The organism is Psychrobacter sp. Ps2 (assembly GCF_022129405.1).
Taxonomy (GTDB): Bacteria; Pseudomonadota; Gammaproteobacteria; order Pseudomonadales; family Moraxellaceae; genus Psychrobacter.
On the sequence record NZ_JADQAM010000030.1, the window covers coordinates 1 to 15767 of the forward strand.

Below are 15767 nucleotides of genomic sequence, written 5' to 3' on the forward strand. Positions count from 1 at the left end.
CTGCTCTGAATCGTTTTATGATTATGTTTGATGACCGTATCAGTAAGCATTTAATCTAAATGGCAGTTACACAGAATATGGGATGGGCTCCTCGAAACATATTCGAGTTATCCTATCTTTTACAGAGTGTGGTCTTGTCCGTATACACTCGCAGTTACAAATCTCGCAATATCATTATGCATTATGTGCTCATATTTAATATAATAGAGCGCGAAACAGCCTCTGCTAAATAATAATTTTAATTTAGCAAACAACGTATTTTGGTTATTTAGTATAGATAACTTAATAATTACGACAAAAATTGTTACAATAGCTGTTAGTAATACCACAAATATCGCTAAGAAATATATAAGCCGCAAGATGCTGTAATCAGACGATTTGGCAATATCACTTGCGGCTTTGTGACATGTTGAAGGATGTGTTTTTCCTTGCCGTTATAATAATCGGTTCAAAACCTTCTAACCGCATGTTGTATATTTTCTATTGCTACTTCATTAGATGCTGCGACAAGCACTGTGAGTAGCAGCGCAATACTATTAACCTCATATAATTTTCATCAGCTTACGCAGGACGTACTAACGTATGGGTATTAGCAGCAGTTCTACAGAGTCAGTCAAGCCAGTTGGCTCTATGAGAATAAATCTATTTTTTGCCATTTTACTGATTGCGATGACTTCCTACTTTTTGTGGTGGGGTTTAGATTACACCATGCGTCAGCAAACGACGCTATTCATCGTGGCGACCGCTTTTGGTGTCTTTATGGCATTCAATATCGGTGGTAACGATGTCGCCAACTCATTTGGTACTTCGGTGGGTGCAGGGACGTTGACTATCCCGCAAGCATTGGGTATTGCCGCGATATTTGAAGTATCGGGGGCAGTCCTTGCAGGCGGGGAGGTGACTGATACGATTCGAAGCGGTATCGTCGATCTAGATGGTCTATCAGTGACGCCCAATCAGTTTATTTATGTCATGCTCTCCGCATTGGTTGCAGCAGCATTTTGGCTGTTATTTGCGACCAAGAAAGGTCTGCCTGTTTCGACCACTCACTCCATTATTGGCGGTGTGATTGGTAGCTCCATTGTTTTAGGTATCACGTTAGGTGGTACGGACATGGCGCTATCAACGGTAGACTGGGGAACGGTTGGAACCATCGCTATTTCTTGGGTATTGTCGCCGCTACTAGGTGGCGTGTTGTCTTATCTTTTATATGGACAAATCAAGAAAAACATCATTGAATATAATGATAAAACCGAAGCCTATATTGCGACGCTAAAAGGCAATAAAAAAGTCTTAAAGCAAAACCATAAAGAGTTTTTGGATGGTTTGACAGAGTCTGAGCAATTGGCCTATACGTCAGCGATGCTACGTGATCAGGAAATCTATAAAGATGATGATTGTATCGTTGAAGACCTAGAAACTGATTACTACAAAAAGCTTTATGATATTGAAAATGAGCGTAGTAGCCTTGATACTCTAAAAGCACTTAAGCAATGGGTACCTATCATTGCTGCCGCAGGTGGTGCGGTGATGACTTCTCTAGTCGTCTTTAAAGGTCTGAAAAATGTTAATAGCGGCCTGACCACACTACAGGGCTTCTTGATTATGGGTATGATAGCGGCGCTAGTATGGTTAGCGACCTATATTTATACCAAGAGTATCCGCGGTAAGCATAAAGAAGATTTGACCAAAGCGACATTCATTATGTTTAGCTGGATGCAGGTCTTTACCGCGTCAGCTTTTGCCTTTAGTCATGGTTCAAACGATATCGCCAATGCGGTTGGTCCTTTTGCCGCCATTATGGATGTGATTCGTACTAATAGTATCGCTACTGAAGCTGCCGTGCCACCTGCTGTCATGCTGACTTTTGGTGTAGCATTAATCGTTGGTCTTTGGTTCATTGGTAAAGAAGTAATTCAAACCGTTGGTACCAATCTAGCGAAAATGCATCCAGCTTCAGGCTTCTCAGCTGAGTTAGCTGCTGCTGCTGTTGTAATGGGCGCATCGACTATGGGTCTGCCTGTATCAAGTACTCACACGCTAGTAGGTGCGGTACTGGGTATCGGTATCGTCAACAGAGATACTAACTGGAAGCTTATGAAGCCGATTGGTTTGGCTTGGATTGTGACGCTACCTGCAGCGGCTACTATGTCTGCCATCAGTTATCTTGTATTGAGCAACATTTTTTAATGCGCTGTTTTCATCAGTGAATTATCATAATTGAGTTTTAATAACTAGGGCGTGTCTTCATTTCAAAAATGGTGGTGAAAATGAGATAAATTGCCGTCAAACAAGAAAAATAGCGCAGATAATATCGGGATATTAACCAGCTATTTGACGATGTTTGGCAAGATTTAGCCATTTTTAGCCCATTTAGATGACTATCGGGTGAATTGAAGACACGCCCTAGGTTCAACGCAATAAAAAACGCTTATCAGCATGATGCTGATAAGCGTTTTTTTAATGATGTATGAAGATTTACTCGGTACCAAATTGCTTACGTTTCTTCGCAAAAAATCTGTCCAATCTATCCATCGCATTTTCTAGGTCAAGTAAGTTAGGTAAGAACACCAGACGGAAATGGTCAGGTCTGTCCCAGTTAAACCCACTACCTTGAACCATCAATACGTTTTCTTCAACGAGCAAGTCCATCATAAAGTCCATATCATCGGTGATAGGGTAAACTTCTGGATCCATTTTTGGAAAACAGTAAAACGCGCCTTGAGGCATGGTACAAGAAATACCTTTAATAGCATTTAGACGTGAGACAGCCATTTCACGTTGCTTATACAGCCGACCCTTTTCAGAAGTCAGGTCTTGCATGCTCTGATGCCCACCCATTGCTGTTTGAATGGCATACTGTCCTTGCACGTTAGAGCAAAGGCGCATGGATGCGAGCATATCTAAGCCTTCAATAAAGTCAGCTGCATGCTGTTTGCGGCCTGATACCATCATCCAACCTGAGCGAAAACCTGCAATACGATGTGACTTTGACAAGCCATTGTAAGAGAGCACCAGCACGTCGTCAGTTAAGGTGCTCATTGGGGTATGGACATTATCATCATAGAGAATGCGATCGTAAATCTCATCAGCCATGATGATTAAATCATGCTCTTTAGCAACTTCGATAATTTGCTTTAATAACTCATCACTATAAAGTGAACCTGTCGGATTATTTGGGTTAATAACCACGATACCCTTTGTTTTGCTCGTGATTTTCGACTTAATGTCTTCAATATCAGGGTGCCAGTTGTCTTCTTCATTGCAGCGATAGTGCACAGCAGTACCGCCAGCGAGATTAGCAGCAGCAGTCCAAAGCGGATAGTCTGGCATCGGAATCAAGACTTCATCACCGTCATTCATCAACGCCTGCATGGTCATAACAATAAGCTCAGAAACCCCATTGCCCAAATACACATCACGTACGTCAACGGCCGACAGCAACCCCTTTGATTGGTAGTATTGCAAAATGGCTTTGCGCGCTGAAAAGATTCCCTGCGAGTCTGAATAGCCAGTTGCCTCAGATAAGTTCATAGCGACATCGCGTAAAATCTCATGAGGGGCTTCTAAGCCAAAAGGCGCTGGATTACCTACGTTTAGTTTTAATATGCGTTTGCCTTCTGCTTCCATCTTATTGGCCGTCTGCAATAGAGGACCACGAATGTCATAGCAAACGTTTTGTAATTTATCAGATTTTTTTATAGTGTTCATAGCATGACCGTTTTTCGGATTGGTTGTCGAATTGGTTTTTGAGCCTTTAGGAGCAGTAAAAGGTTTCGTGGACTGAGCATCAGTTGTTTTAATGTCTGATTGGGTATGTGAACTCGTATCTAGCTTTTGATATTCACTGCGCTCTATAGATGATTTTAATTTGTCCGTATCAATAGAGATAACCTCATTGTTGAGGTCGCCGCGTAACAGATAGCCTTCACTACAGCCCAAAATACGTGCGAGTGTAGGCAGCTTGGATGAGACAATGCCATTGGTACCGCGCTCCCAGTTTGAGATAGCACCACGACTCACTTTTGCACCAGCGGCAGTCATGGCTTGCGCTAGCTGCTCAGCAGTAAATCCTTTGTCACGGCGTAACTGTACCAGTCGTTCCGCTTGAGTACTTTTGCTATTGTCGTCAGACATTTTCGTTCGAGCCTTTATTAATCAGTAATTATTCAGAGTAGAAATATATTAAACATTTTATTTAAATACTAATGCAAGATATTATTGCATTGATAGTTAATTTGCAAATGATTTTACAATCAGTTCTATGAGTGTTTGCAAGTATATCTTGCAATTAATACTTGGCTTATATTCATATGGCTCTAAATCTCTTATATAGACTATAAAAGGTATAGATATCAAAATTACATCTTTACCCATCATTATCTAAAATTAATTTGGTATATTTAACTCAGTCAATCTCTTCAATCATGCTGTCTATCTCCCAATATAAAGAGTGCTTTTCTTATATATGCCTTGAATAGTGTGCTGATAACCAACAGATAGAGCACGTCGTTCTCATAATCATATGGCGATAAAATAGTTACCGAGATTAGATAATAAATACTCGAACAAGGATAAATTATGCAAGACAATCAATTAAGCAAAGAAGAGATTAGCCAGTTGACTGAAGCTGACTGGAAAGAGCGTTTAACCGCTGATGAGTATCATATTATGCGTGAGAAGGGCACTGAGCGTCCATTTACAGGTGTATACAATGATGCAACCGATGATGGCGTTTACCGTTGTAAGGGCTGCGGTGCAAGCTTATTTGACTCAAGCAATAAATTTGATGCTAGCTGTGGCTGGCCAAGTTTTGACCAAGGTATCGATAACAGCGCGATTGAAGAGCACGTCGATAACTCGCTAGGCATGACTCGTACTGAAGTCACTTGCAGTAACTGCGGCGCACATTTGGGTCATGTATTCCCTGATGGCCCTACTGAGACAACAGGCATGCGCTATTGCATCAACTCAGTATCTATCGATTTAGATAAGTCTGAGAAGTAAGTAGTCTAAGTAGTATTAGAAACGTGAACGTGAAAGGGAAGTACAGGGTGCTTCCTTTTCAATAGTTTTATTATGTGTATGATAGAAAAAGAAGTAGTGCATAGACACCCAAAACAATAAAAACCTCAATTTAAGGATAAATGATGAGTACGATTTATGATTTTACGGCTGAGCGCATGGATGGTAGCTCGCAAGCGTTTTCAGATTACCAAGATAAAGTATTATTAATCGTCAATACCGCAAGCAAATGTGGATTTACGCCGCAGTTTGAAGGCTTAGAGTCACTATATCAACAATATAAGGATCAAGGACTAGTGGTCGTCGGTTTTCCTTGTAATCAATTTGGTAGCCAAGATCCAGGTAGCAATGACGAGATTGGTGCGTTTTGCCAAAAAAACTATGGTGTCAGCTTTCCGATGATGGCAAAGACTGATGTCAATGGCGCAGATGCTCATCCTATCTATGAATGGCTCAAAGAACAAAAGGGTGGCGTGCTAACAGATGGTATCAAGTGGAATTTCACCAAGTTTCTAGTTGATAGTAAAGGCCAAGTTATTGACCGCTACGCACCAACGACCAAGCCAGAAGCCATCAAAAACGACATAGAGCAAGCATTAGCCAATAAGTAAGCATTAAACTTAAAAAATATTGGTTTTGTATGAAAATATAAAATCAATAAAAACAAATGCTTGCTAGATATTCTCATAAAAATTGAAAAAATATCTAAAAAAGTGGTAAATACTGTTTGACACCCAACTGTAAATCTATATAATACACTCCCACAGCAACGGAGCTTAGTGACAAACTTAAGAGCTCAGTTGAAGTTGAATAAATTGCCTAGCAATTGTTCGAAGGGTGATTAGCTCAGTTGGTAGAGCGTCTGCCTTACACGCAGAATGTCGGCGGTTCGAATCCGTCATCACCCACCACTTCTTAGCAAGTGGCTAAACAAGCTAAGAGACCTAAGCAGCGGTAGTTCAGTTGGTTAGAATACCGGCCTGTCACGCCGGGGGTCGCGGGTTCGAGTCCCGTCCGCTGCGCCATATTTAAAACGAATTTAAACTGTTAAGTTTAAGCAAGTTTCGCCTCAAGCATTAGATTGTTTGAGGTTTTTTTGTGTCTGTTTTTTATGTATCTATGTTTTATGAGTGATAAGTCAGGTAAGGAAATACAGTAAGAGTTAGAATCTAGAACTATGACTTATATTCATTTAAGTCGTATCAATTAAAAGCCAGCTAAAACGACGACGCTTCTTTTATATCAGTCTTATACTGAGTAAAAGAAGGGTCGTCGTATTTATTTTAGATATATCATTTTAAAGTAGCCTTGCTTAAAACTCATGAGCTAGAATTTGTGATGCATTTTAGACAGTTGTAGATTTTAGCTACAAATAAAAGGTTAGTCATGCATTGCTTGCCATGCACCCATTGACCCTAGATAGATATCAATGTGCTCAAAACCTCGACTAGCAAGCCATCCTGCTGCTATTGTTGCCCGAGCACCACTAGCACACATCAAGGTATAGTGGTGACTCCTGTCAAGCTCATGCCAACGCTCATTCAGGTGACCAACATAGATATGCTGTGAGCCTTCTATCGCATTGGTATTCCTCTCATCGATATCGCGTACATCGAGCAATGTCCAGTTCTGAGCATTATTAAGACGACTCTCTACCTCGGTTGTATCGACCATAGGGGTTTGCTGCATCTGTTCCCCTTTGGCAGCGGCAGGGACGACACCTACATAGCCACCGACAATATTATCAAAAGCAATACGTACCAGATGCTCCATCGCAGTCGCAAGTTGCTCTTCATTAGAGGCAATCAGGGCCAAGCTTTGTCCTTCTTCAATCACCTACAAAGAGCGCATCACCGGTAAAAACGCCAACCGCCTTATCTGGGTACGCCGTGTCAAACAGCGCATAAGCAAGATGATCATCGGTATGACCAGGCGTTTCTAAGACATGAATTTCTAATTGGCCAATTGGAAAACAATCACCATTACGTGCGGTCTCAGCGTAGACAACAGGTTGTTCTGGATTGGGTCCATGCAAAACTGTTGCCCCTGTCATTGCAGCCAAGATAGATGCGCCAGAAACCAAATCCTCATTACGATGTGTTTCAAAAATATGAGTAATTTCAAGACCTGCTGCACGCGCTTTTTCTACATATATCGCACAGTCACGACGTGGATCAATTACCGCTGCTTGACCGCCAGAGCCTACCAAATAGGATAAGTGCGAAAGTCCAGGTGTCTTAATTTTCTCTAGTAGCATGGTCATTTCCTTATTGTTGTTTTAATCATAATAGTTATTTTAATCAGGTTTATTGGCAGTACAGAGCGAGAGCTACCAGCCAAATCTAGTTTTACTCTTGCATAAACTTGCATTCAATCTAGCATGAACTTCTAAGTATCATCAATATACAATAACATATATTAAACTTGTTATTTACATAAGGCCAAACGTAGAGAATTTTAGGTTGAAAAGGTGGGGTGATCATTATTTCCACTATTTGGTTAATCGCTTTTACTCGTTGATGTATATAGTTTAATTACACAGATATATCTTTTTTAGATTAAAAATATCTGTCAAACATTGAACTATTTTTAATATGTCTGTATTATTGGACATATGGAAATAACTAATGCTATCGCAAGCTTTGCTGCGCTCTCTCAAGATACTCGTTTAAAGGCTTTTAAGCTGCTTGTCAGCCATGAGCCTGAAGGCCTACCTGCGGGCGAAATAGCCCGTCAGCTCTCTGTTCCTCATAACACAATGTCAGCCCACTTAGCGGTGCTAGCACGGGCAGGATGGGTGGTCTCACAGCGTCATAGCCGACAGATTATCTATCGTGCTTCGCTATCACATATGGATAACGTCATCCAGTTCCTGCTGCAAGATTGCTGTGCGGGACATCCAGAATTGTGTGCGTCACTCATGGATAGCCTGAGTGGCTGCAGAGTAGATGAGTCTGCTGAGCAAGGTAACGATTAAACCAATTATCATTTCAATAAATACATAAAATAGGTGTAAAAACTATGAAGCCATTAATCTTTCATAATCCTAAATGCGGTACCTCTCGTAACACACTTGCCATTATTAAAGCGTCAGGTGAAGAGCCAGAAGTGGTGGAATACCTAGAAAACCCACCAACGCGCGATCGTTTAGTTGAGCTATTGGCACAAATGCAGATTTCGCCTAGAGAGTTATTAAGAAGCAAAGAAGCTATCAATGATGAGCTTGGTCTGGATAATCCTGAGTTGTCTGACGATCAAATTATCGATGCTATGATTGCGCATCCTATTTTAATCAATCGTCCTATCGTAGTGACGGATAAAGGCGCTGCTCTATGCCGTCCTTCAGAACGAGTGTTTGAATTGCTAGCCAATCCAGTAAATAGCTTTACAAAAGAAGACGGCGAGGTTGTTACTCATGACAAACACTGAGGTTGACCAAACATTAGCCGTTGATCCTACTGTTTCGCCAGAATTTAGCTTAGACGATTTGCCCAATATTGATATAGATAATCTTCAGCCTATCGATATTGAGTCTTTGGTTGCGCCAAATGACTCACGTCATCCGCCAAAAATACTAGTGCTATACGGTTCTGTCCGTGCGCGCTCGTTTTCTAGATTGGCCGCTGAAGAGTCTAGCCGATTGCTACGTTGGTATGGTTGTGAAGTAAAAATGTTTGATCCATCCGGCTTGCCGTTGCCTGACGATGTAGACTCAGACCATCCCAAAGTACAAGAATTGCGGGAGCTGGCGCAGTGGTCAGAAGGCATGCTGTGGGTGAGTCCAGAGCGTCACGGCAGTATTACCAGTATCATGAAAGCGCAAATCGACTGGATACCGCTGTCACTAGGTGGCGTGCGTCCAACTCAAGGTAAAACCCTAGCACTGATGCAAGTCAGCGGCGGTAGTCAGAGCTTTAATACAGTTAATCAAATGCGTATTCTCGGGCGCTGGATGCGGATGATTACTATCCCCAACCAATCTTCGATACCCAAAGCGTTCTTAGAGTTCAACGACGACAATCGCATGGATATGTCTCCGTTATATCTGCGTCTTGTCGATGTCTGTGAAGAACTAGTGAAGTTTACCTGGCTCACACGCGGACGTTCAGATTATCTCACGGATCGCTATTCAGAACGCGTTGAGAGTGCTGAAGAACTATCGAGCCGCGTCAATCAAAAATCGATCTAACCTCCTAATTGATCTAACCCCCTAATCGATCTAATTCCCTATATTAAATCGGCTGAATAAAATCAGCTTAAGTAAGGTTGTACAATGCTTGCATTTGCTATTTTTGTGGTCACTTTAGTCTTAGTTATCTGGCAACCTAAAGGATTGGGTATCGGCTGGAGCGCCATGGGTGGTGCCTTAGTCGCGTTAGCGCTTGGCGTCGTGCAGCTATCAGATGTGGGTATCGTCTGGGATATTGTCTGGGATGCGACCTTTACTTTTGTGGCGCTGATTATCATCTCCCTTATCTTAGATCGAGCAGGGTTCTTTGGCTGGGCAGCATTACACGTGGCACGCCTTGGCAATGGACAAGGGCGCTTATTGTTTCCGATGATTGTCGTGCTCGGCGCCTTTATTTCTGCCTTTTTTGCCAATGATGGTGCTGCGCTACTACTGACTCCGATCGTCATCGCTATCTTGCTACGTCTGAAATTTTCGCCACCATCAGCTCTGGCATTTATTATAGCGACTGGTTTTATCGCTGATACGGCAAGTCTGCCATTGGTCACCTCAAATTTAGTCAACATCGTCAGTGCCAATTATTTCGATATTGGTTTCGGTCGTTATGCGGCGGTGATGGTACCGGTCAATATCGTGTCTGTATTAGCGACGCTACTGGTGTTGTGGGTTGTCTATGCACGTCATATTCCAAAAACCTACTCGACTAGCGAGTTAAGCGCTCCAGAGTCTGCTATTACCGATCCATTGGTCTTTCGAGCTGCTTTTCCACTATTGGGCTCACTACTGGTCGCCTACTTTGCAACAGAGCCGTTGGGGCTACCTATTTCACTGGTCACGGGCATCGCTGCTGTTGCACTAATGGCAATCGCTGGTCGTATATGGCAAGGCGGTCGCGGTGCGGTGGTCTCTGTGAGCGATGTAGTACGTAAAGCGCCTTGGCAAATCGTACTATTTTCAATTGGTATGTACTTGGTGGTATATGGTTTGGGTAATGCAGGGCTTACGGCCTATGGTGCGCAAGTACTCAACTGGTTGGGTCAACAGGGTGCAATGATTGCTACCGTTGGGACTGGGTTTTTATCAGCGATAGTTGCTTCTGTTATGAATAATATGCCAGCGACCCTAGTCGGCGCGCTTGCAATTGATCAAGCACAAGTGCCTGCAGCAACACGAGAGCTGATGATTTATGCCAATGTCATCGGTAATGATTTAGGACCTAAGTTTACGCCGATTGGTAGTCTGGCTACTTTACTATGGTTACATGTCTTAGCAGAGAAGGACTACAAAATTAGCTGGGGACAGTATATAAAGATTGGTCTACTGATCACGCCGCCTGTGTTGTTAGTGACACTGTTGGCATTGGTATTCTGGTTGCCACTGTTGCCAAGCTATATTAGCCAATAGACAATTTACTATAGTAATATCCTATCGTGACCATGATATTCATTTTTAAATATCATGGTCATAATCAAGTATGAGATAAAGTAGTGATTAGCGCTTATCAAAGCGACAAAATAGATAACCAATATTAGGGTCTGTTGAACATTCAAATATTAGGACTGCTGATCGCGAAAATCGAATCAAACTAGGCGTAAACCGACGATAGTGTCGAGACCTTAACTAGGCTTGCAACAACGTTTGAGGTGATTTTAGCATCAGCCTTGAGAACGGATCGAGTAAAGCACTGCTTTGCCCGTTTGCAAGACGAGAGCTGTGCTCGAGTGGAGGGCAGGGCTATTTTTTGCCAATACATGGCGAAATCGTCTAACCTAGAACGACTAGGCGTCAAAAACTTCACTGCGTATTGTCTAAAAAATAGTCACTGCGAGTACCACATTTGAATGTTCAACAGACCCTAAATGATACGCATAAAAAAACCCTCATCAAATTGATGAGGGTTTTGGCAAATGCCATAATTGAATCAAAGTTGACTCAAGAAATTTACTACTAGAATGTGGCTCTCCAACCTGGGCTCGAACCAGGGACACACGGATTAACAGTCCGTTGCTCTACCAACTGAGCTATTGGAGAATAGGCTGTAAGTAACTAATCGCTTACAACGAGCCTTAGAAGTCTCTAACGAGTTCTTGCTAAGTGGGGCGTATTCTAGCAAAGTTAAAAAATACGTCAAGCCTTTTTTTGCATAATTAGTAAAAATTATCATTTTAATGACGAGATAGCGTGTTTTTCCTAGTTATGCCTAAGACTCGCGTAAAAAAGACGCCCTATAGAATGTATAGGGCGTCTTTTTAATGAACAGCGGTAAGACTCGTTGCTGTTTACAATTTATTCAGCAACATCTAAATCAGCCACTGCTTTTTCGATACGCGATAGGGCGTCTTTTAACGGCGCCTCATCAGTAGCGTACGAGATACGCATATAGCCGCCAAGACCGAACGCATCGCCAGGTACGACTGCCACGCCAACTTTGTCCAATAACCATGCTGAGAATTCAGTACATGACGATAGGCCAGCCGCTTTGATGAGCGGTACGATATTTGGGTATACATAGAATGCGCCATCAGGACGCAGGCAAGTAATGCCTTTGATGGCATTTAGACCATCTACGACTAGGTCACAGCGTTTCTCAAAAGCGGCTACCATTGGCTCTAGTACGCTCTGATCACCACTAATAGCAACTTCGGCAGCCACTTGGCTGATTGACGTCGGGCATGAGGTAGATTGTGACTGTACCTTTTTCATCGCGCCGATTAGCTTAGCAGGGCCACCCGCATAACCGATACGCCAGCCTGTCATCGCATACGCTTTAGACACACCGTTCAAGATGATGGCGCGATCTTTTAGCTCAGGTGCCGCGTTTAAGATATTGTAGAACTTATCGCCTGTCCAGCGAATGTGCTCGTACATATCGTCTGAAGCTACATAAACTTGTGGATGCTTTTTCAATACTTCAGCGATGGCCTTTAGCTCATCTAACGTATAAATCATACCCGTTGGATTCGATGGGCTGTTCAATACCAACAATTTAGTCTTGTCAGTTATGGCTTCTTCTAGCTGCTCAGGGGTGATTTTGAAGTCTTGTTCAGCCGGGCATTTGACGATGACTGGCACGCCTTCTGCGATGATAACCATGTCAGGATAGCTGACCCAGTATGGTGCTGGGATGATGACTTCGTCGCCAGGATTGATAAATGCCTGGGCAAGGTTAAAGAATGACTGCTTACCACCGACTGATACTAGGATTTCGTTTGGCTCATAGCTGATGTCGTTGTCGCGCTTGAATTTCTCGATGATGGCTGTTTTTAGCTCTGGCGTACCATCGACAGCCGTATATTTAGTGAAGCCATCATTGATTGCATCGATTGCTGCTTTTTTGATGTGTTCAGGGGTATCAAAATCAGGTTCACCAGCGCCCAAACCGATAATATCTTTACCAGCTGCTTTTAGCTCTTTGGCTTTATTGGTAATCGCTAGCGTAGGTGATGGTTGGATGTTGTTGACGCGGTCAGACAGTTGCAACTCGCTCATGAGAGATCCTTTTTATATGGGAGTGGGATTGGTAAAAATCGATATTAATTATATAACGCTTTTATCATTATCAGGACAAGATATCGGGCAGTTTAGACAATCACCTCATCTTGTCGTGAAGATAGCCACAATTCGATCATAAATGAGACGCTCATCCATGTCTGCGCGGCTATTTTAATATTGTAGCATGCTGATATAGCGCTGTCTTATTACCCCGATCACAAAACATTGCGGACTGCCTTGCAGCATGACTCACTGTATAAATATAAAAGCCACAGTAAAGATAAGATGCTTTTGTTGTGGCAATTGCGAAGTCACAACAATAAACCTATAGCCGACCACTATAATTATTTAGATTTGTTAAATAAAATGGCTTATAGCTTAATGAAATGCGACCAATGATATCTGCGAAGAATAACAATAATAGCTAGCTGTTATCAAAAATCTAAGGTTTTATTAGGTAATCAGTTTAAGAGCATTAATTCCATATTATGAAAATACTTAAAAAGATAAGAATACTCAAAAAGGATGTTTACGATGACAGATTCTACTGAAAAATTACATATTCTCATTACTGGGGCGACGTCAGGCATTGGTAAGCAGTTGGCAAAAGACTATCTGCTAGCGGATCATCATGTATATGCAGTTGGCCGTGACGACGAAGCGTTGGCTGAGCTTAAGGCGTTAGGCGCAGAAACGATTGATTTAGACCTCATGGATCGAGAAAAGGTCATCAAAGCTTTTGAAAAAATCGACAATATCGATCTAGCAATTTGCGGTGCTGGCATGTGCGAGTACTTAGATATGCCGAACTTTGATAGCAGTGTGTTTATGAAAGTAATGTCGGTCAACATGGGTACCTTGTCCCATGCGATCGAAGGGGTATTGCCAAAGCTAATCGCTTCAAAAGGTCGCTTGGTCGGTATCGGTTCAGCGTCTGCTTATGTGCCTTTTGCGCGCGCTGAAGCTTATGGTAGCTCAAAAGCTGCTATCCATTATCTGATGAAGACCTTACAGATTAGCCTTGCTCCGCATGATGTGTCAGTTAGCTTAGTCGTACCTGGTTTTGTTGAGACACCGATGACCAAACAGAATGACTTTCCGATGCCATTTATCCAGACGCCAGCGCAGGCAAGTCAAGCCATACGTGACGGTATCGAAAGCGGGCATGAGGTGATTGAATTCCCAAAGAAATTAACTATGCCATTAAAAGCCTTAGGTACGTTGCCTGATTTGGTCTGGCAGCAAGTTAGTGAAAAACTTAATAAAAAATAATCTACTATCAGTAGAACTCTCAGCCATCATATCGACAGAAAAATACAGAAGGGAATGCTTTTATGCCGTTTACTCGTTTCAAGCGTGCAAGTAACCAAAAAAATGCTACCGATGCTGCAACAGATTCTGACCATCAGACTGCCCAAAAACGTATTGCTATCATCGGCTCAGGTGTATCAGGACTGACATGCGCCCATTATTTAGGTACGCAACATGATGTGACGGTATTTGAAGCCAATGATTATATCGGCGGGCATGTAAACACGATTGATGTGGTGCTACAAGACGGTAGAAAAGCAAAGAGTAGCAATGTAGAGAGTAGTGCGATAGATACAGGATTTATTGTTTTTAATGAGCGCACATACCCGAACTTCTTTCGTTTGCTTCATGAGTTACAGGTGCCTTTTCAGGCAACGGACATGAGCTTTTCTGTCAAAAACACTGCACGTCATTTTGAATACAATGGGCATACGCTCAACACCTTATTATCGCAGCGCAAAAACGTACTCAATCCGAAATTTTGGCAATTTATCAAAGATATCTTGCAGTTTAATAAGCACATTAAGCAGCTACGTCAAGATTATGATAATGCGCGTGCTGCGGGGCAAGACATTAGCGGACTTACTGAGCAGACACTCGGTGGTTATCTAGCACAAAAAAACTATGGTCAGCTATTGACCAATAATTATCTGCTACCGATGGTCTCAGCCATTTGGTCAACCAGTCTGGATGAAGTACAAGATTTCCCATTGGTGTTTTTTGCGCAATTCTTTGACAATCATGGCTTGCTCGATGTGGTCAATCGTCCGCAATGGTTTACGATCAAAGGTGGCTCAAAACAATACGTTAATAAACTGATCCCACGCTTTATCAAAGCGGGCGGTAAAGTGCGAGTTAACAGTCCAGTACAGTCTGTGACGCGTGATGGTGAGCAAGTGATTTTGACAGTACAGAATGCTTTGACAGTGCAGGATAAAGGTAACGCTGACAATCGTAGCGAAAATCTTGTATTCGATGAAGTCATTTTTGCCTGCCATGCAGACACCGCATTGAAGATTCTAAAAGATGCCAGTACCGATGAGTCAGAGGTGCTGAGTCACTTCCGCTTTACCAAAAACACGGCAGTATTGCACACCGATACGAGTGTCTTACCTAAGAAGCCACTGGCATGGGCAAGCTGGAATTACCTTATCGATGAAAAAACTTCAGCCAATGTGACAGACAAGAATCAAGCTGGCGTAAATACACAACCACCTGAAAAACCAGTGCTAACGTATCATATGAATATCTTGCAGCGTCTGACCAAGAAGCATAATTATTTGGTTACGCTTAATCATGAAGTCGATGATAAGCAAATCGTCAAAAGCATTGATTATAGTCATCCAGTGTTCGATCTAAAGATGATTGAGGCGCAAACCAAATGGTCAAGCATCTCTGGCGCTGGGTTGCACACGCATTTTTGCGGGGCATATTGGTTTAATGGCTTTCATGAAGATGGCGTACGCAGCGGTCTACGTGTATGTCAGGCGCTCGGCCATGATATCGATATAAAAGATGAGGTTGATCCAGCGCATTTGCCTAATACGGATAGTGCACATACGCCGTTTCGTTATAAAGACTTGCCGATAAAGGCTGACACAAAGGCACGCAAACTTGATAAGCGTCAAATTATCACTGCGACTACTAATCAGGAGCTGGTTGAGTATGCTAATCGTTTGCAGAGTTCAACTGCTGAGACGAGCCGATATAAGAAACGTGGCTTATTCGGTCGCCGTAAAACCAAATAATA

The 15767-nt window shown here is 42.5% G+C and carries 13 protein-coding genes and 3 tRNA genes; 11 read left to right on the top strand and 5 right to left on the bottom strand.

Annotated elements, in window-relative coordinates; all coding sequences use genetic code 11:
• The first annotated feature begins 582 nt into the window (after positions 1-582).
• Complete coding sequence (locus I3254_RS01785) at positions 583-2190, top strand: inorganic phosphate transporter (RefSeq protein ID WP_101206393.1); 1608 nt, start codon at positions 583-585, stop codon at positions 2188-2190.
• A gap of 288 nt (positions 2191-2478) precedes the next feature.
• On the opposite strand, the gene I3254_RS01790 is transcribed toward I3254_RS01785, so the two are convergent.
• Positions 2479-4137, bottom strand: a complete 1659-nt coding sequence (locus I3254_RS01790) for an aminotransferase class I/II-fold pyridoxal phosphate-dependent enzyme (protein ID WP_238050726.1) — start codon at positions 4135-4137, stop codon at positions 2479-2481.
• Between the two features lie 444 nt (positions 4138-4581).
• Here I3254_RS01790 and msrB point away from each other — a divergent pair, with 444 nt between their 5' ends.
• The 4 genes from msrB to I3254_RS01810 all read left to right on the top strand — a co-directional run bounded on the left by msrB (position 4582) and on the right by I3254_RS01810 (position 6050).
• Positions 4582-5007: a peptide-methionine (R)-S-oxide reductase MsrB gene (gene msrB, locus I3254_RS01795; protein ID WP_057760931.1), complete on the top strand. Its 426-nt coding sequence runs from the start codon at positions 4582-4584 to the stop codon at positions 5005-5007.
• 143 nt (positions 5008-5150) lie between these two features.
• Positions 5151-5636, top strand: coding sequence for a glutathione peroxidase (locus I3254_RS01800; RefSeq protein ID WP_238050728.1), 486 nt, complete (start codon positions 5151-5153; stop codon positions 5634-5636).
• A gap of 224 nt (positions 5637-5860) precedes the next feature.
• Positions 5861-5936, top strand: a tRNA-Val gene (locus tag I3254_RS01805).
• A gap of 37 nt (positions 5937-5973) precedes the next feature.
• A tRNA-Asp gene (locus I3254_RS01810) sits at positions 5974-6050 on the top strand.
• A gap of 355 nt (positions 6051-6405) precedes the next feature.
• Here I3254_RS01810 and I3254_RS01815 read toward each other — a convergent pair.
• Together I3254_RS01815 and I3254_RS01820 are read right to left on the bottom strand one after the other, a co-directional pair.
• The gene (locus I3254_RS01815) at positions 6406-6840 is read right to left on the bottom strand and encodes a rhodanese-like domain-containing protein (RefSeq protein WP_238050729.1); all 435 of its coding nucleotides are present in this window, start codon (positions 6838-6840) and stop codon (positions 6406-6408) included.
• Between the two features lie 13 nt (positions 6841-6853).
• Positions 6854-7282, bottom strand: a complete 429-nt coding sequence (locus I3254_RS01820) for an MBL fold metallo-hydrolase (protein ID WP_238050731.1) — start codon at positions 7280-7282, stop codon at positions 6854-6856.
• A 357-nt stretch (positions 7283-7639) separates the two neighbouring features.
• Between I3254_RS01820 and I3254_RS01825 the strand changes: the two genes are divergently transcribed.
• From I3254_RS01825 to I3254_RS01840, 4 genes are all read left to right on the top strand, one after another.
• Positions 7640-8002, top strand: a complete 363-nt coding sequence (locus I3254_RS01825; protein ID WP_238050732.1) for a winged helix-turn-helix domain-containing protein — start codon at positions 7640-7642, stop codon at positions 8000-8002.
• A gap of 44 nt (positions 8003-8046) precedes the next feature.
• Positions 8047-8454 carry an arsenate reductase (glutaredoxin) gene (gene arsC / locus I3254_RS01830; RefSeq protein WP_238050733.1) on the top strand — a complete coding sequence of 136 codons (408 nt, stop codon included), beginning with the start codon at positions 8047-8049 and terminating at the stop codon, positions 8452-8454.
• On the top strand, positions 8441-9214 hold the full coding sequence (gene arsH, locus I3254_RS01835) for an arsenical resistance protein ArsH (protein WP_228153152.1): 774 nt from the start codon (positions 8441-8443) through the stop codon (positions 9212-9214). Before arsC ends, arsH begins: the two co-directional genes overlap by 14 nt.
• Before the next feature lie 84 nt (positions 9215-9298).
• Positions 9299-10618, top strand: a complete 1320-nt coding sequence (locus tag I3254_RS01840; protein WP_238050734.1) for an arsenic transporter — start codon at positions 9299-9301, stop codon at positions 10616-10618.
• 551 nt (positions 10619-11169) lie between these two features.
• On the opposite strand, the gene I3254_RS01845 is transcribed toward I3254_RS01840, so the two are convergent.
• Positions 11170-11245 (bottom strand) — tRNA-Asn (locus I3254_RS01845).
• Positions 11246-11500: 255 nt separating this feature from the next.
• On the bottom strand, positions 11501-12703 hold the full coding sequence (locus tag I3254_RS01850; protein ID WP_238050735.1) for a pyridoxal phosphate-dependent aminotransferase: 1203 nt from the start codon (positions 12701-12703) through the stop codon (positions 11501-11503).
• Between the two features lie 537 nt (positions 12704-13240).
• On the opposite strand from I3254_RS01850, the gene I3254_RS01855 reads away from it, so the two are divergent.
• The gene (locus I3254_RS01855) at positions 13241-13978 is read left to right on the top strand and encodes an SDR family NAD(P)-dependent oxidoreductase (protein ID WP_102092377.1); all 738 of its coding nucleotides are present in this window, start codon (positions 13241-13243) and stop codon (positions 13976-13978) included.
• Positions 13979-14040: 62 nt separating this feature from the next.
• Entirely contained in the window at positions 14041-15765 is a 1725-nt protein-coding gene (locus I3254_RS01860) for an FAD-dependent oxidoreductase (RefSeq protein ID WP_238050736.1), read from the top strand.
• Positions 15766-15767: the final 2 nt, after the last annotated feature.